Annotated in this window: 25 protein-coding genes; 16 read left to right on the top strand and 9 right to left on the bottom strand. The window is 71.2% G+C overall.

Annotation, left to right across the window (positions count from 1 at the left end):
• Both AC21LY_RS00005 and pknB read left to right on the top strand, forming a co-directional pair.
• The coding region (locus AC21LY_RS00005) for a protein kinase domain-containing protein (protein ID WP_489044085.1) at nt 1-1,413 on the top strand (1,413 nt) is incomplete at its 5' end.
• A 20-nt stretch (nt 1,414-1,433) separates the two neighbouring features.
• Nucleotides 1,434-3,407 (top strand): Stk1 family PASTA domain-containing Ser/Thr kinase, encoded by a 1,974-nt coding sequence (pknB, locus tag AC21LY_RS00010; protein ID WP_489044086.1) that lies wholly within the window; start codon nt 1,434-1,436, stop codon nt 3,405-3,407.
• 96 nt (nt 3,408-3,503) lie between these two features.
• Here pknB and AC21LY_RS00015 read toward each other — a convergent pair whose 3' ends face one another.
• Nucleotides 3,504-4,145 (bottom strand): aminodeoxychorismate/anthranilate synthase component II, encoded by a 642-nt coding sequence (locus AC21LY_RS00015; protein ID WP_489044087.1) that lies wholly within the window; start codon nt 4,143-4,145, stop codon nt 3,504-3,506.
• An 80-nt stretch (nt 4,146-4,225) separates the two neighbouring features.
• On the opposite strand from AC21LY_RS00015, the gene crgA reads away from it, so the two are divergent.
• Together crgA and AC21LY_RS00025 are read left to right on the top strand one after the other, a co-directional pair.
• The gene (gene crgA / locus AC21LY_RS00020) at nt 4,226-4,519 is read left to right on the top strand and encodes a cell division protein CrgA (protein WP_489044088.1); all 294 of its coding nucleotides are present in this window, start codon (nt 4,226-4,228) and stop codon (nt 4,517-4,519) included.
• 54 nt (nt 4,520-4,573) lie between these two features.
• Entirely contained in the window at nt 4,574-4,984 is a 411-nt protein-coding gene (locus AC21LY_RS00025; RefSeq protein WP_489044089.1) for a PH domain-containing protein, read from the top strand.
• On the opposite strand, the gene AC21LY_RS00030 is transcribed toward AC21LY_RS00025, so the two are convergent.
• On the bottom strand, nt 4,978-5,499 hold the full coding sequence (locus tag AC21LY_RS00030; RefSeq protein ID WP_489044090.1) for a C40 family peptidase: 522 nt from the start codon (nt 5,497-5,499) through the stop codon (nt 4,978-4,980). The genes AC21LY_RS00025 and AC21LY_RS00030 overlap by 7 nt on opposite strands.
• 329 nt (nt 5,500-5,828) lie before the next feature.
• Nucleotides 5,829-6,362 carry a peptidylprolyl isomerase gene (locus tag AC21LY_RS00035; protein ID WP_489044091.1) on the bottom strand — a complete coding sequence of 178 codons (534 nt, stop codon included), beginning with the start codon at nt 6,360-6,362 and terminating at the stop codon, nt 5,829-5,831.
• A 99-nt stretch (nt 6,363-6,461) separates the two neighbouring features.
• Between AC21LY_RS00035 and AC21LY_RS00040 the strand changes: the two genes are divergently transcribed.
• Nucleotides 6,462-6,956, top strand: coding sequence for a hypothetical protein (locus AC21LY_RS00040; RefSeq protein ID WP_489044092.1), 495 nt, complete (start codon nt 6,462-6,464; stop codon nt 6,954-6,956).
• A 2-nt stretch (nt 6,957-6,958) separates the two neighbouring features.
• Here AC21LY_RS00040 and AC21LY_RS00045 read toward each other — a convergent pair whose 3' ends face one another.
• Entirely contained in the window at nt 6,959-7,513 is a 555-nt protein-coding gene (locus AC21LY_RS00045; RefSeq protein WP_489044093.1) for a helix-turn-helix domain-containing protein, read from the bottom strand.
• 58 nt (nt 7,514-7,571) lie between these two features.
• On the opposite strand from AC21LY_RS00045, the gene AC21LY_RS00050 reads away from it, so the two are divergent.
• Entirely contained in the window at nt 7,572-9,137 is a 1,566-nt protein-coding gene (locus AC21LY_RS00050) for an FAD-dependent oxidoreductase (protein ID WP_489044094.1), read from the top strand.
• 1 nt (nt 9,138) lies between these two features.
• Here AC21LY_RS00050 and AC21LY_RS00055 read toward each other — a convergent pair whose 3' ends face one another.
• The 4 genes from AC21LY_RS00055 to AC21LY_RS00070 form a co-directional block, all read right to left on the bottom strand.
• Nucleotides 9,139-9,312 (bottom strand): hypothetical protein, encoded by a 174-nt coding sequence (locus tag AC21LY_RS00055; protein WP_489044095.1) that lies wholly within the window; start codon nt 9,310-9,312, stop codon nt 9,139-9,141.
• A gap of 55 nt (nt 9,313-9,367) precedes the next feature.
• On the bottom strand, nt 9,368-10,111 hold the full coding sequence (locus tag AC21LY_RS00060) for a CbtA family protein (protein WP_489044096.1): 744 nt from the start codon (nt 10,109-10,111) through the stop codon (nt 9,368-9,370).
• An 11-nt stretch (nt 10,112-10,122) separates the two neighbouring features.
• On the bottom strand, nt 10,123-10,335 hold the full coding sequence (locus AC21LY_RS00065) for a CbtB domain-containing protein (protein ID WP_489045389.1): 213 nt from the start codon (nt 10,333-10,335) through the stop codon (nt 10,123-10,125).
• Nucleotides 10,336-10,793: 458 nt separating this feature from the next.
• Entirely contained in the window at nt 10,794-11,081 is a 288-nt protein-coding gene (locus AC21LY_RS00070; protein ID WP_489044097.1) for a hypothetical protein, read from the bottom strand.
• Between the two features lie 270 nt (nt 11,082-11,351).
• On the opposite strand from AC21LY_RS00070, the gene AC21LY_RS00075 reads away from it, so the two are divergent.
• The 9 genes from AC21LY_RS00075 (at nt 11,352) to AC21LY_RS00115 (ending at nt 16,450) form a co-directional block, all read left to right on the top strand.
• Nucleotides 11,352-11,924, top strand: coding sequence for a methylated-DNA--[protein]-cysteine S-methyltransferase (locus AC21LY_RS00075; RefSeq protein WP_489044098.1), 573 nt, complete (start codon nt 11,352-11,354; stop codon nt 11,922-11,924).
• Entirely contained in the window at nt 11,921-12,394 is a 474-nt protein-coding gene (locus tag AC21LY_RS00080; RefSeq protein ID WP_489044099.1) for an RNA polymerase sigma factor, read from the top strand. Before AC21LY_RS00075 ends, AC21LY_RS00080 begins: the two co-directional genes overlap by 4 nt.
• 13 nt (nt 12,395-12,407) lie before the next feature.
• Complete coding sequence (locus tag AC21LY_RS00085; protein WP_489044100.1) at nt 12,408-13,025, top strand: methylated-DNA--[protein]-cysteine S-methyltransferase; 618 nt, start codon at nt 12,408-12,410, stop codon at nt 13,023-13,025.
• Nucleotides 13,026-13,027: 2 nt separating this feature from the next.
• Nucleotides 13,028-13,744, top strand: a complete 717-nt coding sequence (locus AC21LY_RS00090; RefSeq protein ID WP_489044101.1) for a 2OG-Fe(II) oxygenase — start codon at nt 13,028-13,030, stop codon at nt 13,742-13,744.
• Nucleotides 13,745-13,759: 15 nt separating this feature from the next.
• A complete protein-coding gene (locus AC21LY_RS00095) occupies nt 13,760-14,023 on the top strand; it encodes an Ada metal-binding domain-containing protein (RefSeq protein ID WP_489044102.1) in 264 nt (87 codons plus the stop codon).
• Nucleotides 14,020-14,553 (top strand): hypothetical protein, encoded by a 534-nt coding sequence (locus AC21LY_RS00100; protein WP_489044103.1) that lies wholly within the window; start codon nt 14,020-14,022, stop codon nt 14,551-14,553. The genes AC21LY_RS00095 and AC21LY_RS00100 overlap by 4 nt, the downstream gene beginning before the upstream one ends.
• 2 nt (nt 14,554-14,555) lie before the next feature.
• On the top strand, nt 14,556-15,209 hold the full coding sequence (locus tag AC21LY_RS00105) for an alpha-ketoglutarate-dependent dioxygenase AlkB family protein (RefSeq protein ID WP_489045390.1): 654 nt from the start codon (nt 14,556-14,558) through the stop codon (nt 15,207-15,209).
• Nucleotides 15,210-15,302: 93 nt separating this feature from the next.
• Entirely contained in the window at nt 15,303-15,854 is a 552-nt protein-coding gene (locus AC21LY_RS00110; protein WP_489044104.1) for a hypothetical protein, read from the top strand.
• A gap of 146 nt (nt 15,855-16,000) precedes the next feature.
• A complete protein-coding gene (locus AC21LY_RS00115; RefSeq protein WP_489044105.1) occupies nt 16,001-16,450 on the top strand; it encodes an ester cyclase in 450 nt (149 codons plus the stop codon).
• On the opposite strand, the gene AC21LY_RS00120 is transcribed toward AC21LY_RS00115, so the two are convergent.
• A complete protein-coding gene (locus tag AC21LY_RS00120; protein ID WP_489044106.1) occupies nt 16,434-16,889 on the bottom strand; it encodes a hypothetical protein in 456 nt (151 codons plus the stop codon). The two genes, AC21LY_RS00115 and AC21LY_RS00120, sit on opposite strands and share 17 nt — an antisense overlap.
• Between AC21LY_RS00120 and AC21LY_RS00125 the strand changes: the two genes are divergently transcribed.
• Nucleotides 16,875-17,336, top strand: a complete 462-nt coding sequence (locus tag AC21LY_RS00125; RefSeq protein WP_489044107.1) for an adenylyltransferase/cytidyltransferase family protein — start codon at nt 16,875-16,877, stop codon at nt 17,334-17,336. The two genes, AC21LY_RS00120 and AC21LY_RS00125, sit on opposite strands and share 15 nt — an antisense overlap.
• The last annotated feature ends 5 nt before the right edge of the window (nt 17,337-17,341 follow it).

Raw genomic sequence — 17,341 nt, forward strand, 5'->3', positions numbered from 1 at the left:
GTGATCGCCGACCGCTACGAACTCCTCCGGCTCATCGCCACCGGCGGCATGGGCCAAGTCTGGGAAGCCATGGACACCCGCCTCGACCGCCGCGTCGCAGTCAAAGTCCTCAAAGCCGAATTCTCCGAAGACCAAGAATTCCTCGCCCGCTTCCGCAACGAAGCCCGCACCACCGCCGCCCTCAACCACCCCGGCATCGCCGGCGTCTACGACTACGGCGAAACCGCCGACCAAGCCGGCGGCGCACCCCTGGCCTACCTCGTCATGGAACTGGTCAACGGCGAACCCCTCAACGCCGTCCTCAGCCGCCTCGGCCACCTCAGCCAGGCCCAAGCACTCGACCTCCTCGAACAAACCGGCCGCGCCCTCCAAGTCGCCCACACCGCCGGCCTCGTCCACCGCGACGTCAAACCCGGCAACATCCTCATCACCCCCACCGGCCAAGTGAAAATCACCGACTTCGGCATCGCCAAAGCCGTCGACGCCGCACCCGTCACCAAAACCGGCATGGTCATGGGCACCGCCCAATACATCTCCCCCGAACAAGCCTCCGGCGAAGACGCCACCGCCGCCTCCGACGTCTACTCCCTCGGCGTCGTCGGCTACGAATGCCTCGCCGGCAAGCGGCCCTTCTCGGGCGAGGGTGCGATCACCGTCGCGATGAAGCACATCCGGGACCAGCCGGAGCCGCTGCCCGGTGACCTGCCGGCGCCGGTCCGCGAGCTGATCACCCTGACCCTCGGCAAGGACCCGCGGCAGCGCTACGCCAACGGCGGCGAGTTCGCCGACGCGGTCGCGGCGGTGAAGGCCGGGCAGCGCCCGCCGATGCCGCGCGGCTGGACCGGCGCGGCGCAGACGGCCGCGGCCGCCGTGAGCCGTCCGCCGGAGACCGCGGCCACCACGGTCGTGCCGTCGTCGCGGCCGGGGCCACAGCCCGTCTCGCGCAACTCCGCCCCGACCCCGCGGGCGGCGGCACCGTCGACCGCGGCCGACGGCGGCGGCTGGACGAAGGCCCAGAAGACGATCCTCGCGGTCTCGGTGGTCCTGCTGCTGATCGCCGCGGCGATCGTCGGTGGCTACCTGCTCACGAGCAGCGACGAACCGGCCGTCCCGCCGACGTCGACGAGCGTGACCGACACCGGCACCGTCGCGCCCCCGCCGACGGGGACCTCGACGCAGGCCCGGCCCACGACGACGCAGCCGCCGCGGACGGTGACCGAGACGTCGACGGTGCAGCCGACCACGCAGGCGCCGCCTCCGCCGCGGACGACGACGCAGGCACCCCCGCCACCGCCGACGACGACGCAGGCCCCGCCTCCGACGACCACCGAGCCGCCGGTCACCGGGGGTGAGCCGACGACGAAGCCGCCGTGCACCGGCATCTTCGGGATCCCCCTCCCCTGCAACAACTAACGGATGACGGACATAGACGAATGACTACCCCGCCGCGTCGCATCAACGACCGCTACGACCTGGGCGAAACGCTCGGGTTCGGTGGCATGTCCGAGGTGCACCTGGCCCGGGATACGCGTCTTTCGCGCGACGTGGCGATCAAGATCCTGCGTGCCGACCTGGCCCGGGATCCGAGCTTCTACGAGCGGTTCCGGCGGGAGGCGCAGAACGCCGCCTCGCTGAACCACCCGACGATCGTGCAGGTGTACGACACCGGTGAGGCGCAGACCCCGGGGGGGCCGCTGCCGTACATCGTCATGGAGTACGTCGACGGTGAGACGCTGCGCGACGTGCTGCGCCGCGACGGCACCATCGCCCCGCAGGCCGCGATGACCTGGATGGCCGACGTCTGCGCGGCGCTGGACTTCAGCCACCGCAACGGCATCGTGCACCGCGACATGAAGCCGGCCAACGTGATGCTCACCCGCGCGGGCGAGATCAAGGTGATGGACTTCGGCATCGCCCGGGCGATGAGCGACCCGTCGGCGGGGATGACCCAGACGGCGGCCGTCATCGGCACCGCGCAGTACCTCTCCCCGGAGCAGGCCCGCGGCGATTCCGTGGACGCCCGTTCCGATGTCTACGCGGCCGGTTGCGTGCTCTTCGAGCTGCTCACCGGGCAGCCGCCGTTCACCGGCGATTCGCCCGTCTCCGTCGCCTACCAGCACGTCCGCGAGGATCCGCCGACACCGTCGTCGATCCTCGAGACCGTGCCGCCGGAGCTGGACTCGATCACGCTCAAGGCGCTGTCGAAGAACCCCGCGAACCGCTACCAGACGGCCGGCGAGATGCGGCAGGACCTGATCCGGGTGCTCGCGGGGCGCAAGCCCGAGGCGCCGATGGTGCTGTCCGACTCCGAGCGCGAGGCGCTGCTCACCGAGCCCTCCCGGCCCCGTCGGCGCGCCGCCGCCCCGGTCGCCGCCGGCGGCGGCGCGGAGGGCGCGGCACCGTCGAACGACGATCCGGCGACGGAGGTCGTCGAGGCGACCGCGGCCCCCGCGCCCGTCCGGCGCCGGCACTCGGCCCCCGTCCGGACCCGGAGCCGCTCGAGCCTGCTCCTGCTGATCTCGGCCGCGGTCATCGCGCTGGTCCTCGTCGGCGGTACCACCTGGTACCTGCTCAACAGTCGCGGCGGCGAGCAGACCGCGACGGTGACCTCGCAGATCGGCGAGCCCGCCGCGGACGCCCAGGTCGCGCTGCAGAAGCTGGGCTTCACCGTCGAGGTGCAGCGCATGCCCGACAACGCGGTGCCGCCGGAGCACGTGATCTCGACGCTGCCCGGGCCGAACGCGAGCGCCGCGAAGGGCTCGACGGTGGTGCTGCAGGTCTCGACCGGTCCGAAGATCGCCGCCGTGCCCGATGTCGCGAACAAGCCCGAGAAGGAGGCCCGCGAGATCCTCGAGAAGGCGGGCTTCACCGTGGCCAAGGACGTCAAGAACGATCCCTCGCCGACGGTGCCGAAGGGCAGCGTCATCTCGACCAACCCGGCGATCGGCACGAAGACCCAGCAGAGCACGCCGATCCAGCTGACCGTCAGCTCCGGTAAGGAGCAGGTCCGGGTCCCGGACGTGACCAACACGCAGGTCGACCAGGCCACCTCGAACCTCAAGGGCCTGGGCTTCGACGTGAAGATCCAGCAGGTCGACAGCTCCACCGCGGCGGGCACTGTCATCAGCCAGAACCCGGCCGGCGGGTCGAACGCCGACAAGGGCAGCACCGTGACGCTGCAGGTCTCCCGTGTCAAGCCGATCAACATGCCCAACGTGATCAACCAGGATCAGAACGCCGCCCGGGCCGCGCTGATCCAGGCCGGGTTCTCGGACGGGAACATCACGGTCGTGGTCGACGCCCCGTCGGGCCTGTTCGACCGCGGGCGGGTGTGGGACACCGACCCGAAGCCCGGTACTCAGGTGGACACGTCGGCGTCGATCGTGCTGCACGTCCGGCGCTCGTAGCCGCGCCGACGAGCCGTAGAACTCACGAGTGCGGTCGGTTTCCCACCCGATAGCGCGGGAAACCGACCGCACTCGCCGGTGATCGCCGTCCGGCGATCACCCGAGCGCCGCGGCCACCTCGTGCTCGAGCTCGGCGATCCGCGCCTCCGGGACATCGAAACCGCACACCGCCAGCCAGTTCGCCAGCATGCGGTGCCCGCCCCGCGTGAGCACGGACTCGGGATGGAACTGGACGCCGTGGATCGGCAGCTCGCGATGCCGGAAGGCCATCACGACGCCCGACTCGGTGCGCCCGGTGATCTCGAGCTCATCGGGGATCGTGGGCTCGAGCACCGTCAGCGAGTGGTAGCGGGTCGCGGTGAACGGGTCCGGGAGTCCGGCGAGGACGCCGTGGCCGTTGTGGTGCACCAGCGAGGTCTTGCCGTGCAGCAGCTCGGGGGCGCGGTCGACAGTGGCGCCGAAGACCGCGCCGATCGCCTGGTGCCCGAGGCACACACCCAGTAGTGGGGAGCCGGCCTCGCGGGCGGCCGTCACCATCGCCATGGTCTGTCCGGCGCGCTGGGGAGTACCGGGCCCGGGGCTGAGCAGCACACCGTCGTACTGCGCGGCCGCAGCGGCCGGATCGTCGAGCCGCGAATCGTCGTTGCGCCAGACGTCCGCCTCCACGCCCAGCTGGCCGAGGTACTGGACCAGGTTGAACACGAAGCTGTCATAGTTGTCGACGACGAGGATCCGCACCCGTCCACACTAGCGGGCTGGGGTCACGCAGGTACATCCGATAACCTGGCAGGTGAACAGTACCCAGGTAGAAGGAAGCCATGCCGAAGTCGAAGGTCCGGAAGAAGACCGATTACACGATCAACACCGCCACGGATTCGCGCACGCCGGTCAAGGTGAACGCGCCGTCGGGCCGGTGGTTCGTGGTCGCGTTCCTGGCGCTCATGCTGGCCGGCCTGGCCTGGCTCCTCGTCTACTACGTCGGTGCGGATCCGAACGGCCTGGGCGCGCCCGGCAAGCCGCTGGAGTGGATGGCCAACCTCGAGGCGTGGAACTTCGCGATCGGTTTCGGCCTGATGATCGCAGGCCTGTTGATGACGATGTGGTGGAAGTAGCTCTGACCAGCGGAATCACATCGATGTATTTCATCCCCAGCTGTGGATAAACCTGTGGATAACTGGAGCGCTCCGCGCGGCGTGGGCGTCGTCCTGCTCGTGTCCGGCGTGATCCTGGGCGCCGCCGCCATCGCCTTCCAGGCGATCAAGGATCCCGTCGGGATGGTGCTCGTCGGCGTGGGCGTGACCGCCCTGATCTACCTGGGGGTCCAGGTCCTGGTGCTCCGCCCGCGTCTGTCCGCCGACGGTGCCGGCGTCGTCTACCGCGGCGCCTTCGGCCGCAAGGTCTTCCCGTGGGACGGCCTGGAGATCAAGCGCACGACCACACGGCACTGGGGCCGCGAGTCCGTGCTCCTGGAGCTAACGCGCGGGGATGACCTGCTCTTCCTGGGCCGCTGGGAGCTCGGCGAGGCGCCCACCCTCGTGGCGCAGCAGCTCGAGGCCCTGCGGCCCGGCGCTCAGTAGCGGCGCGCGGTGACGAAGCCGCGGATTCCGGCGACGCGCACCGGCACGCCGGCCGTGACGGCCTCCACGACCTGTCCGCCGCCGATGTACAGCGCGGCATGGCCGCCGCCGTTCGTGATCACCACGTCGCCCGGGCGCAGGTCCGCCTGCGCGACCGGGGTGCCCGCACTCATCAACGAGTAGCTGCTGCGCGGCACGCCGACGCCCGCCTGGCCCATGGCCCAGGTGACCAGGCCGGAGCAGTCGAAGGAACTCGGCCCGGCCGCGCCGTAGGAGTAAGGCATACCGACGCGGGTGAGCGCCGCGCGCACGACCGACGAGCGGTCGGGTCCGGCAGCCTGCCCCGCCGCCTGCGGGGCCGGGGCCTGTGGGGCGGGAGCCTTCGGGGCCGGCGCTTGCGGGGCCGGAACGGGGGCGGCCTGGGCCACCGCCGGTACTGCGACGAGTCCGATCACCGCGACGGCCGCCCCCAGGGCTGCGCGCATCGTGCCGCGGCGAGCGCTGCGGCGGGGCATGGTCCTCGTACTGTCACTGGACACCTTCGTCGACTCCCGACTCCGGTGGAGCGGCGTGTCGGTCACGCCTCGGTCTCCACAAGATCACGGAAACGTTACGAAGGCCGGACATCGAGTGTCCATCTCAAAGCGGCCGTTGTGCGGTGAACATGCTCACCGGCCCGGACGGATCGAGATCGGGCTCACACGATTTCTTCATCGTTCGGGAATTCGAAGCCGATTACGATCCACACTGATGGATCAGTGAGACGAAGTAATTATCTTTCGGGTAGTTGGAGCACGCGAGCCCGGCCGGTGATCCGGCCGGGCTCGCGCTGATGTCGGGGTGACTACTCCTCGACGGTGATGGAGTTGATCGTGATGTCCTTGACCGGACGGTCCGCGCGGTCGGTCTGCGTGGCGCCGATCGCGTCGACCACCTTGCGGCTGGCCTCGTCCTCGACCTCACCGAAGATCGTGTGCCGGTTGTTGAGGTGCGGCGTCTTGCCGACCGTGATGAAGAACTGCGAGCCGTTCGTGGCCGGACGGCCGATGTTGGCCATTGCGAGGAGGTACGGGTGGTCGAACCGGAGCTCGGGGTGGAACTCGTCGACGAAGTCGTACCCGGGGCCGCCCGTGCCCGTACCCGTCGGGTCGCCGCCCTGGATCATGAAGCCGTCGATGACACGGTGGAAGATCGAGCCGTCGTAGAACGGTCCCGACGTACCGCCGGAGGCGTTCGTGGTGGTGTATTCCTTGGTGCCCTGGGCGAGTCCGAGGAAGTTCGCCACGGTCACGGGAGCGTGATTGCCGAACAGGGCGATGCGGATGTCGCCTTCAGAGGTGTGCAGGGTCACGTGGGCGGTAGCGTTGGAGTTGGTCACACCGACATTCTGCCATTTTCCACACCCTGCCAACCCGTGGAGACCGGATAAGAATCGGTGGAAAGACGCTCCCTCGTCCGCTGAAAGGATCACGCCTCCATGGCCACCTCCCCTCTTCTCGACGACGCCCCCGCCACCGACGCACCGTCGAACGTCCAACGCCTGGTCTCCGGCCTGGGCCAGAGCATCGTCGGGCCGGCCAACATCGCGCGAGCGCTCACGGGCCTCGCCCTATCGCTCACGAGCCGGACGCTCGCCGGGATCTACGGCCTGCTCCGGTCGTGGCTCGCCCCGGCCGAGGTCGATCCGGAGCGCGCCATCACCCTGTCCGACGATGCGCCGTCCCGCCCGGCGTGGCGCAGGCCGCTCGTGATCGGCGCGGTCGTGGCGCTGGTGCTGGCGGTCGGCGGGCTGGCCTTCAAGCTGCTGCGCACCCCGTCGGCACCGCCCGTCGCGCCCGCTCCGCCCCGCGTCCGGCCCGCCAGCGGCGCCACCGGCGACAGTGCCCCGGCCGCCGTCGAGGAATCGGAACCGGCCGACGAGGCGCCCGTCGAGTCCGCGGCCGACGAGGATCCCCGCAAGAAGGGCGAGTAGCCCTAGCCTTCGCCGTGCGCGTGCCGCCCGGCACGGTCGAAGATCATGATCAGCTCGGCCGGTCCGTCCGCGGCGGCGATCGCGTGCGGCGTCATGGTGTTGAACTCGGCCGATTCGCCGCTCGCCACCTCGATCGTCCGCTCCCCGAGGGTCAGGCGCACCCGGCCGGTGAGGACGAAGAACCAGTCGTGGCCCGGGTGGACGCGGGGCTCGGGCGCAGCCGTGGACTCGAGCCGCATCTTCATCGCCACGATGTCGCTGGTGGGGCGGGTGAGCAGCCAGGTGGTCCGGCCGTCCTGCCGGCTGGGCGCGGGGCGCAGCACCACGTCGTCGGCCTCTCCCGCGTCCAGCAGTGCGTCCAGGTCCACCTGGAGCGCCTTCGCCAGCGGCACGAGGATGTCGAGACTGATGCTGCGACGACCCGTCTCGACGCGGCTGATCGTCGAGGCACTCAGCCGGGTCCGGGCCGCGAGCTCGTCCAGAGACAGCCCCAGGGTGGTGCGCAGGCTCCGCAACCGCGTCCGCACCAGGTTCTCGATCTCGCCCAGCTCCGTCATCATGCGAATATAGCAAGACATCTTGCGGCATCTGCCAGAGATGGCCACGCTGGGAGCCATGAATCACATCGAACGCCACTGCGACGTCTGCGTGATCGGCGGCTCCGCGGCCGGCCTCGCCGCGGCGCTGCAGATCGCGCGGCAGCGCCGCTCCGTCATCGTCATCGACGCGGGCGAGCCCCGCAACGCCCCCGCCGAGCATCTCCACGGCTACCTCGGGTTCGACGGCGCCGCACCGTCCGACCTGCTCCGACGGGGCCGCGAGGACGTGCGTGCCTACGGCGGCGAGATCCTGTCCGGCTCGGCCGAGCGCGTGACCCGCACCGCCGACGGCGCCTTCCGCGTGGAGCTGCGCAGTGGGCACGCCGTCCTCGCGCGCCGCGTCCTCGCCGCCACGGGCCTGGTCGACGAGCTCCCCGAGATCGACGGTCTCGCGGCGCGCTGGGGCCGCGACGTGCTGCACTGCCCGTTCTGCCACGGCTTCGAGATCCGCGACCAGCGCGTTGTGCAGCTCGTGAGCACCCCGCACGAGCTGCATCCCACGGCGCTCCTGCATCGACTCACCGATCGGCTCACCGTCGTGGTGGATCCGGCGCTCGCCGACGACGAACGCCTGCCCGCCCTCCGGGCCGGCGGGGTGGACGTGCGCACCGGCACCGGGCGCCGCATCATCACCGACGGTGCGGTCCTCACCGGCGTCGAGCTGGCCGACGGCACGGTCCTGGACGCCGACGCCGTCTTCGTCCGCCCGCGCTTCCGCACCCGCGCCGACGCCTTCGCCGGCCTCGGGCTCTCGGCGACCCCGCACGCCTCGGGGACCGGCGACGTGATCGCCGTCGATGCCACCGGCGCGACCTCCGTGGCGGGACTGTACGCCGCCGGGAACGCCACGGATCCCGCCCAGCAGCTGCTCTCGGCCGCCGCGCACGGCAGCACCGTCGGCGCGGCGATCAGCTTCGACCTCGCCGAGGAGGATCTGCGCGCCGACGCACGGCCGTCCGCGAACCGCCGCGACTGGGATCACCGGTACGACGGCGAGCGGATCTGGAGCGGCAATCCCAACGGGACGCTGGTGCACGAAGTGGAGGGTCTCGCGCCGGGACGGGCGCTCGACGTGGGCGCCGGCGAGGGCGGCGACGCGGTGTGGCTCGCCGGGCGCGGGTGGACGGTGACCGCGGCCGACGTCTCGGCCCGCGCGCTCGAGCACGTGGGCGCCGCGGCCGCGGAGCGCGGTGTCGCAGTCATCACCCTCCTCGCCGACGTGGGCGACCTGCGTCCGTTCCCCGCCGGCGCGTTCGACCTGGTCAGCGCGCAGTACGCGTCGATCCCACGCACGCCCGACGGGCGCGGCGCGCAGAACCTGCTCGACGCGGTCGCGCCCGGCGGCACGCTGCTGGTCGTCGGCCATGATCCCGAGGCGATGCGGACGGTGGCCGCCGACGCCGGGCACGCCCCCTCCTTCGATCCGGACGCCTACCTGCAGGTCCCCAAGATCGTCGCACTGCTCTCCGGGTCCGATGACTGGCTGATCGAGGTGCACGAGAAGCGCCCCCGCCCGCACGGCGCGGCGTCGAGCCACCACATCGAGGACGTCGTGCTGCGCGCCCGCCGGCGGGACTTCTGAACTATCCCCGCCAGCCCGTGGGCTGGTGCGCCTGGATGGCGAGCAGCACCCAGGCCAGGGCGATGACGAGGAACAGCCCGTCGACGCCGCCGCCACCACCCCGGTAGTGGACGGTGGCCGAGACGATCATCGCGATCAGCGCGGCCGCCCAGCACAGAGCGCAGCGGCGGTTCATACCCCCAGGGTATGCCGCCGCTGCCGCATCTCCCAGCTGGAAACCGCTGGATTCCTCAGACGGCCGCGGGCGCCGTCCGGGCTGCACCGCGCGTCACCGTCAGACGGTGCAGGAGCTCGCCGCCGACGAGTCCGATCGCGCCCCACAGGATCGCCTGCGCCAGGAAGGAGTAGGTGCGGAACCAGTACAGGTCGTCGGGATCGAAGCCGTGGGGCGTCGCGGCGTTCGCCGGCAGCAGCAGGCAGGCGAGTGCGAAGCCCACGACGACGAGCGCTCCGCCGGCCAGCGCCGCGCGGTACGCCCCGAGCCGCGGCACCGTCGCCGATCCCACGGCCCACGCGGCCGCGACCAGCGCCAGGCAGATCGCGACCATGAGCAGGTAGGCGCCCGTGCGCTCACGGATCGTGTCGGGATCGCCGACGACGGGCGGGTTCGGCGGGTACTTCAGGTACGGCAGGGCGTAGATCCCGGCGAACAGCGAGCCGGCCACGGCCAGCGCGACCGTCCGCGGCGTCCACTGCGCCAGCCTGGGCGCCGCGACGCAGTAGGCGACGGCGAACAGCGCGCCCATCGCGATGCCGAACAGGATCAACCCGGCCCCGAGTCCGACGTTCGCCTGGACCGTCCGGCTGAACAGCTCGGCCTCGTCGTGCCCGGCGTGCTCAGCGGCCTTGCGGGCCTCCTCGAAGTCGACGGCCCGCCCGATGATCGGCTCCACCAGGATCCGCCCGAAGACGAAGGCGAGCAATCCTCCGGTCGCCCCGGCGAGTGCGCCGCGGGCGATGACGTGCTTCTCCACGGCTCCCCCGGTCAGTGGCAGGGGAAGCCGAGGAAGTGCCGGGCGTCGTGGAAGAACTCGTGCACGTGCATGTCGTTGCCGAACACCGAGACGGCGCCCTGGTCGATGCCGATGAAGTAGTACGCCAGCACGGCCAGGAAGAGCGTCGTGCTCAGCCAGACCGCGCGACGGGAGATGTGCAGCGAGAGATCACCGGCGTGTGCGGTGGTGGATGCGTTCGCCATGAGCGGCGCTCCTTCGTCCGGGGTTTCGCGCCCGGGTAGGCGGTTCGACGGTGCCCGGTCGTCCGGGCCCAGCGCCGGCGCGGGTCTGGCTTCACAGTGGCGCGACCGCTCCCGAGGGGATTCCGCATCCGGCTCGCGCAGTGTAGCGCGCCCGCGGGCCCGGGACAGGGCGCGCGATCGCGCATCGTGCTGGTACCGGGTCAGGCGTCCGGCCGCCCCCCGGGCTCGCAGGTGCCTGACGATCAGGCCGGCGAAGACGAGTGCGCATCCGACGGGGATCGCGGTGCTGCCGGCCATCGCGGCGAGAAGACTCAGCGACATCGTCGGTTCGATGCTGTCCGCGCCCAACGCGGTCGTTTCGGGACGAGTCCGAAGGACGATCTCGACCAGTGCACCCCCGGCGATCAGCAGCCAGCCGGCGGTGAGGATCCAGGATTTCGGGGCGATCACGGGCGGCCTCAGTCGTCTTCGCCGGGCCGGGTGCTACCCGGTTCGGGCCGGGTGTTTCCGCCGCGCGGGAGGGAGGCGATGACGATGCCCGCGGCCAGCAGGCTGCAACCCAGGGGCAGCGCGACCGCGCTCGTCAGGTCGACGATCGTGCCGATCTCGTTGAGATGCTGTTCCACGGGAGTGATCGCCCCGTCGATCGCCAGCAGCACGTCGGTCATCGCGGTCTTCGCGAAGACGCCCACGAGGATCAGGATCAGCGCCCAGGTGAACAGGGTCTTGGGTCTACTCGAGAACACGATGTCCTCCCCCCTCGCTTCCCACAGGTGTCCGCGCCTCTTCCCCGGGCTGCAGAAGTCGCCCCCGCCGCGCGGAACTCCAGGCGGGTTCGTGTGGGCTAGATCCTAGCCGTACCGGCCTGGGGACCAGCGGCAATGGCGTCGTGATCGCATGATGGATGCTCCATCTCGGATCGCCCGGCCACGAACCATCACACGATCCACGTCGGACCTCACGTTCACACGACCGTGAGCGTCTACCGGATAGAGGACATCGAAAGGAGAGAGCACATGAACGTCAGGAATCTCGTGGCCGAGACCGCCCTGGGCCCCTTGACGCTGGTCGCGGACCACGACAGGGTCACCGGGCTGTACTTCCGTCATCACATCCGGCGTCCCGCCGAAGCGACGTTCGGTCCGCGCGTCGACGACGACGCTCTGCTGAGTGTGGCGGCGCAGCAGGTCGGCGAGTACCTCGCGGGCGAGCGCCGTGAGTTCGATCTGCCGCTCGCGCCGGACGGGGACGACTTCCAGCGGGCGGTGTGGACGATGCTGCAGGAGATCCCGTACGGCAGCACGACGACGTACGGGGCGATCGCCGGGCGGCTGGGTCACCCGGAGACGGCGTGGCAGGTCGGGCAGGCGGTGGGCGCGAACCCGCTGTGCGTGCTGATCCCGTGCCATCGGGTGATCGGCGCTTCGGGCGCGTTGACCGGCTACGCCGGGGGGCTCAAACGCAAGCGCGCGCTGCTCGACCTCGAAGCGCACGCCGGCGCGACGCCGCACCTACCGCTGCAGTGGGCCCCGGGCGACTCGGGCGATACAGGCGGCACGGGCGTCGCGCGGGAGGCGAGTTCGGCATGAGAGCTCCCTTCGAGCGGGTCGTCGACGAGCACGCGGCGACGGTGCTGCGGGTCTGTCGCGCGGTACTCGGCGCGCACGACGCCGAGGACGCGTGGTCCGAGACCTTCCTCGCCGCGATGCGCGCGTACCCGCAGCTCCCCGACGACGCGAACGTCGAGGCCTGGTTGGTGACGATCGCGCACCGTAAGGCCATCGACCTCATCCGGGCGTCGCAGCGGCGAGCCGCGCCCGTCGACGCGGTTCCCGAGGCGGCGAGCAACGAGGCACCGTTCGACGGCACGTCCGAGGAGCTCTGGTCGGCGGTGGCCCGCCTGCCGGACAAGCAACGGCAGGCGGTGGCGTACCGCTACGCGGCCGACCTGCCCTACGCCGAGATCGCCGGGATCCTCGGCGGCACCGTCGAGGCCGCGCGCCGCGCCGCCGCCGACGGACTGAAGAACCTACGAAAAACCTATCCGGGCGCACACTGAGAGGAGAACCATCATGAACGAGTCCATCGATCCCCGCACAGACATCCCGGGCGCGCTCTCCGCGCCCGTCAGTTCCGACGCCCTCGCCCGGCTCCGCGGCCGGCTGACCGAACACGCGCAGGCCCAGGGGCTGCTCGACGTCGCGTACACGGTCGTCGACTCCCCGCTCGGTGAGCTGCTGCTCGCCGCGACGGACAAGGGCCTGGTGCGCGTGGCGTTCGCCCGCGAGGACCACGACCGCGTCCTGGAGACCCTCGCCGAGAAGCTCAGCCCGCGCATCCTGCGGGCACCGGGCCGGCTCGATCGCGTCGCACGCGAGCTGGACGAGTACTTCGAGCACCGGCGCAAGGCCTTCGACATCGAGCTGGACCTGTCGCTGTCGCACGGCTTCCGGCAGCTCGTGCAGAGCCACCTCCCGGAGATCGCCTACGGGCAGACCCGCAGCTACCGCGAGGTCGCCGAGCTCGTCGGCAATCCGGGCGCGGTCCGCGCCGTCGGCACCGCCTGCGCGACCAACCCCATCCCGGTGATCGTGCCCTGCCACCGCGTCGTCCGCACGGACGGCAGCCTCGGCGGGTACGTCGGCGGAACGGACGCAAAGTCGGCGCTCCTGCACCTCGAGGCGGCGTGATCATGGCCGCCTCGACACTGCCGGCCGCGCCGGCGTCCGCCGACTGGGACCGCATCGAATCCGACCTCGACGCTGTGGGCGGAGCACTGCTGCCGCGGCTGCTCACCGACGAGCAGACCGTGCGCATCCGCGAACTGTACGACAGCGAGGAGCTGTTCCGCAGCACCGTCGACATGGAGCGCTACCGGTTCGGGCAGGGCGAGTACAGGTACTTCGCCCGGCCCTACCCGGACCCGATCGACGAGCTCAAGCACACCCTGTACCCGCGGCTGCTGCCGATCGCCCGACGCTGGTGGGCACGGCTCGGCCGGGAGGCGCCCTGGCCCGACGACCTCGACGAGTGGCTGCGGATGTGCCACGACGCCGGGCAGCCCAAGTCCACCGCGATCCTGCTCAAATACGGCCCCGGGGACTGGAACGCCCTGCACCGCGACCTGTACGGGGACCTGGTGTTCCCGCTGCAGGTGGTGATCGGACTCAACGACCCCGAGACCGATCACACCGGCGGGGAGTTCCTCCTCGTCGAGCAGCGGCCGCGGGCCCAGTCGCGCGGGACGTCGTTCACGCTGCCCCGCGGGCACGGGCTGGTGTTCACCACCCGCGACCGGCCGGTCCGGTCCGCGCGGGGCTGGTCCGCGGCGCCGGTGCGGCACGGGGTGTCCGCGGTCCGATCGGGTGAGCGGCACACGCTCGCCCTGGTCTTCCACGACGCCGCCTGAAGAACGGAGCTCCTCGTGTACACGCTGCGCGACAGCGCGAACCGGCCGTTCCCCAGCGCCACTCCCGGTACGTGGGGCGGGCACCGTCGGAGCAGGATCTACGGCCGCCTCGACTGCCCCGCGTCGCTGCGGGCCATCGCCCGCGGCGGGTACGTGGCCCACCGCGTCTTCTTCGCCGACGAGCGGACCGCGATCGCCGCCGGCTACCGCCCCTGCGCGGCGTGCTGCCGCGACCGCTACCTCGCCTGGAAGGCGAACCACCCGAAGGACTCTCGATGACCGCATCCCTGCACCGCCCGGCTTCCCCGGCCAGCCCCCGGATCCCCGACCGGACCACCCTCGACGCGACCGATCGGCCGGCGACCGCCGAGGAGCTCGCCGCCGCGCTGGACGAGGCCGAGCGGCGCGGGGCCCGCCGGATCTGCATCGGCTCGGGCCGTAGCCCGATCGCCGGCGCCACCGCGCACGCCGTCACAGCGCTGTGGGAGGCCCGCGGCGGCACCGTCGCCGATGTGATCGACTGGACCGAGACCGCGGCGTCGTGGCTCCGCCCCGCGCAGCGTCTCGCCGACAGCCGCGCCGATGCGTGGATCACCGTCGGCACCGGCCGCGGCTGGATGCAGATGATCAGCCGCTTGCTCTGGTCGACCGACTGGCGGCCCGACCGCACGATCGTCGTCGCCGGCGACTCCGCGATACCGCCCGTCCTGACCGCCCTCTACGACTGGGACCTCGGCGGGCTCAGCGGCACGACCCGGGGAGGTGAGTTGTGGACGATCGAACGTCGGGGCCGGCAGCGGACGCGCTGACCCTGTTCGCCCTCGACCGGTCCGTGGCGCAGGTCGCGCCGGGGGCGCACCTCGTCCGCGGCTGGCTCGACCTCGAGCAGCAGGCTTGGATCGTGCGGCAGTTCCACCGGTGGGCGCACGGGCCGGTCCCGATCCGTGCGGCATCCGTTCGCGGGCATCGCATGTCCGTCGAAACCGTGTGCCTGGGATGGCACTGGCAGCCGTACCGGTACACGCGGGCCGCGACCGACGTCAACGGCGCCCGGGTGCTCCCGTTCCCGGAGTGGATGGTCCGGCTCGGCCGCCGTGCGCTGGTCACCGTCGGTTATCCCGACGACGAAGCCGCCGGCTACACGCCCGACGCGGCGCTCGCCAACTTCTACGCCGCGCAAGCCCGCATGGGGATGCACCAGGACAAGGACGAGCTGTCCCTGGCGCCGGTCGTCTCGCTGTCGATCGGCGATGCCTGCACGTTCCGGCTGGGCAACACCGAGAACCGGAACCGCCCGTACACCGATCTCGTCCTCGAGTCGGGCGACCTCCTGGTCTTCGGTGGACCCGCCCGACTGGCCTACCACGGCGTCACCGCCGTACACCCGGGCACCGCGCCGGCCGGGTGCGGCCTGGAGGCCGGGAGGGTCAACATCACCCTGCGCGAGACCGGGATGACCGACTGAGGACCGCCCTTCCCGATCTGATCTCACGCTCCGGGGCCCCGCACCGTCTACCTGCTGACCGGTTCTCTCTGATCAGCGTGGAAGGGCCCAGCGATGGCATCGAAAAGATCGTGGCGCGACGAAACGTTCGGGGTGGCGCGGGGAGACGTCCTCAGCGAGGTGGTCGCGATCCTCGGCGCGGACCGGCACCCCCGGTCGACGTGGCGTGCCGCGACCGCGGCGTTCGTGAATCTGAGGAACCTCGACGGCGTCGAGGACTACAAGGTCTACCTGCAGCACCTTCAGGACTTCGACCTGCGGGTCTCGGAGAACTCGCTGTTGGAACGGGCGGGCGCCGCCATCGCGGCCTACGGGCCGCCGAGCGGATTCGGCCCGGCACCGGCCGTCGACGGGCTTCCCCCGGCGGCGCAGCGGAGGACCTTCGACCGGCTCGCCGAGGTCCTGAGCATCCCCGAGCCGCCCGAACGGTACTGGCAGTACGCCGTGGTGGTGCTCACCGCGACCAACCCGCTGGGCGTCACCGACTCAGCCAGCTACTACCTGCAGCGGCGGACGGACGACTCGCCCCCGGACCGGATCATCGACCTCGTCACCGCCACACTGCAACGCCGCCTGATCACCAATGCCCGCAGCGGCCTGCCATGACCGCATGCCACGAACCCGCTGGGCACGGCCGATCGGCCGCCGGCGGGTCTCCACCGACATCTCACGTTCTCGGAATTCGCAGCGTCTACAGAGCGGATACCCACGTGAGGCGGTATCCAACCCGATGCATAGGAAGTGAGAACATCATGTCGATCGAGGACAACAAGGCCGTCGTCGGACGCTGGTTCACCGAGTTCTGGGGCAACCCGTTCAACCCGGCCGTCATCGACGAGCTCGCCGCCCCCGATATCCGCTTCGAGTACTCGCTGCATCAGCCCCTGCGCGGCCGCGACCAGGTACGGGCCTTCGCCGAGGGCTTCCGCGCCGCGTTCCCGGACCTGAACTTCTGGGGCACCGCAGACCTCATCGCCGAGGGAGACTACGTCGTGGGCCAGTGGGAGGGCGGCGGCACCCACACCGGTGACATCGACTTCACCGATCTGCCGATCGGCTCGGTGGCCGCTGCCTCAGGAAAGACGATGCGGTTCACCGGCACCACCGTCCTGAAGGTGCAGAACGGCCTCATCGTCGAAGAGGTCGGCCTCGACGACGGCGTCACGGTCCTCCAGCAGCTCGGCATCATCCCCGCCAGCTGACCCGAACCGCCCGCCGGACCCGCGCCCGCGCCCGGAGCGCCCGGCGGGTCACGTGGGCGGGCACGGCCGACGAGGTCGGGCCCGCCCACACACCCCAGCCAGGCACGCCGTCCTCCGGGAGTGCCTTCCTCACCCACCGACGCCCGCCCGGGCCACCGAAGAAGGACACCCCGATGAGCATCTCCAGCAGCTTCCGGCCACCGATCGCGATCCCGCTCTTCAGCGCGCGCACGACGTCTTCGAGCGGTGGAACATCACCGTCGGCCCGACGGCCGGCGACGACCTCCTCCAGACGCCCCGGCCCGGAGCGACGGAACTCGCGGCGGCGCTCGGCACCGTCCTCCGATTCCTCGAGCCGGCGACCTAGCCCGACGGTGTGCGGCCCCGCACCGAGCGCCCCTCCACGATGAGAGCAGGTCCTCCCATGAAATCCGCCCATCCTTCGACCGGGCCGCACGATCACGACGACCGCGTCGGCTACATCGCCGGTGCCTTCGACGTCCTCACCCCCGGGCACCTCGATCTGCTCGAGGCCGCGGCAGCACAGTGCACCCGCCTCGTCGTCGGCGTCGCCACGGACGCTCTTTACGAGCGACAGGAGCACCGTAAACCGATGCTGCCCTACGCCGACCGCGCCCGCATGGTCGCCGCACTCCGCGCCGTCGACGACGTCGTGCCGTACCGGGCCGGCCTCACCGATACCTGGAACGAGGTGCGATTCGCCGTCGCGTTCGTCGAACCCTCCGCCGCCGGCACCCCCGAACTCGCGGCCGCGCGCGCCGTACTCGAAGCGAACGACGCCCGGATCGTGGTCCTACCCGATGACTACCGCACCGCCGGCACGCACCTGCTGCGGCACCTCGTGCAGCGCGTCGCAGCGATCTGACCGAC

Source organism: Tsukamurella sp. II2bb, assembly GCF_057815145.1.

Coding starts and splice junctions, on each gene's coding strand:
- pknB (WP_489044086.1), top strand. CDS start 1,434: ATGACTACCCCGCCGCGTCGCATCAACGACCGCTACGACCTGGGCGAA.
- crgA (WP_489044088.1), top strand. CDS start 4,226: ATGCCGAAGTCGAAGGTCCGGAAGAAGACCGATTACACGATCAACACC.
- AC21LY_RS00030 (WP_489044090.1), bottom strand. CDS start 5,499: ATGCCCCGCCGCAGCGCTCGCCGCGGCACGATGCGCGCAGCCCTGGGG.
- AC21LY_RS00040 (WP_489044092.1), top strand. CDS start 6,462: ATGGCCACCTCCCCTCTTCTCGACGACGCCCCCGCCACCGACGCACCG.
- AC21LY_RS00045 (WP_489044093.1), bottom strand. CDS start 7,513: ATGACGGAGCTGGGCGAGATCGAGAACCTGGTGCGGACGCGGTTGCGG.
- AC21LY_RS00050 (WP_489044094.1), top strand. CDS start 7,572: ATGAATCACATCGAACGCCACTGCGACGTCTGCGTGATCGGCGGCTCC.
- AC21LY_RS00055 (WP_489044095.1), bottom strand. CDS start 9,312: ATGAACCGCCGCTGCGCTCTGTGCTGGGCGGCCGCGCTGATCGCGATG.
- AC21LY_RS00065 (WP_489045389.1), bottom strand. CDS start 10,335: ATGGCGAACGCATCCACCACCGCACACGCCGGTGATCTCTCGCTGCAC.
- AC21LY_RS00075 (WP_489044098.1), top strand. CDS start 11,352: ATGAACGTCAGGAATCTCGTGGCCGAGACCGCCCTGGGCCCCTTGACG.
- AC21LY_RS00080 (WP_489044099.1), top strand. CDS start 11,921: ATGAGAGCTCCCTTCGAGCGGGTCGTCGACGAGCACGCGGCGACGGTG.
- AC21LY_RS00085 (WP_489044100.1), top strand. CDS start 12,408: ATGAACGAGTCCATCGATCCCCGCACAGACATCCCGGGCGCGCTCTCC.
- AC21LY_RS00090 (WP_489044101.1), top strand. CDS start 13,028: ATGGCCGCCTCGACACTGCCGGCCGCGCCGGCGTCCGCCGACTGGGAC.
- AC21LY_RS00100 (WP_489044103.1), top strand. CDS start 14,020: ATGACCGCATCCCTGCACCGCCCGGCTTCCCCGGCCAGCCCCCGGATC.
- AC21LY_RS00110 (WP_489044104.1), top strand. CDS start 15,303: ATGGCATCGAAAAGATCGTGGCGCGACGAAACGTTCGGGGTGGCGCGG.
- AC21LY_RS00115 (WP_489044105.1), top strand. CDS start 16,001: ATGTCGATCGAGGACAACAAGGCCGTCGTCGGACGCTGGTTCACCGAG.
- AC21LY_RS00125 (WP_489044107.1), top strand. CDS start 16,875: ATGAAATCCGCCCATCCTTCGACCGGGCCGCACGATCACGACGACCGC.
- AC21LY_RS00120 (WP_489044106.1), bottom strand. CDS start 16,889: ATGGGCGGATTTCATGGGAGGACCTGCTCTCATCGTGGAGGGGCGCTC.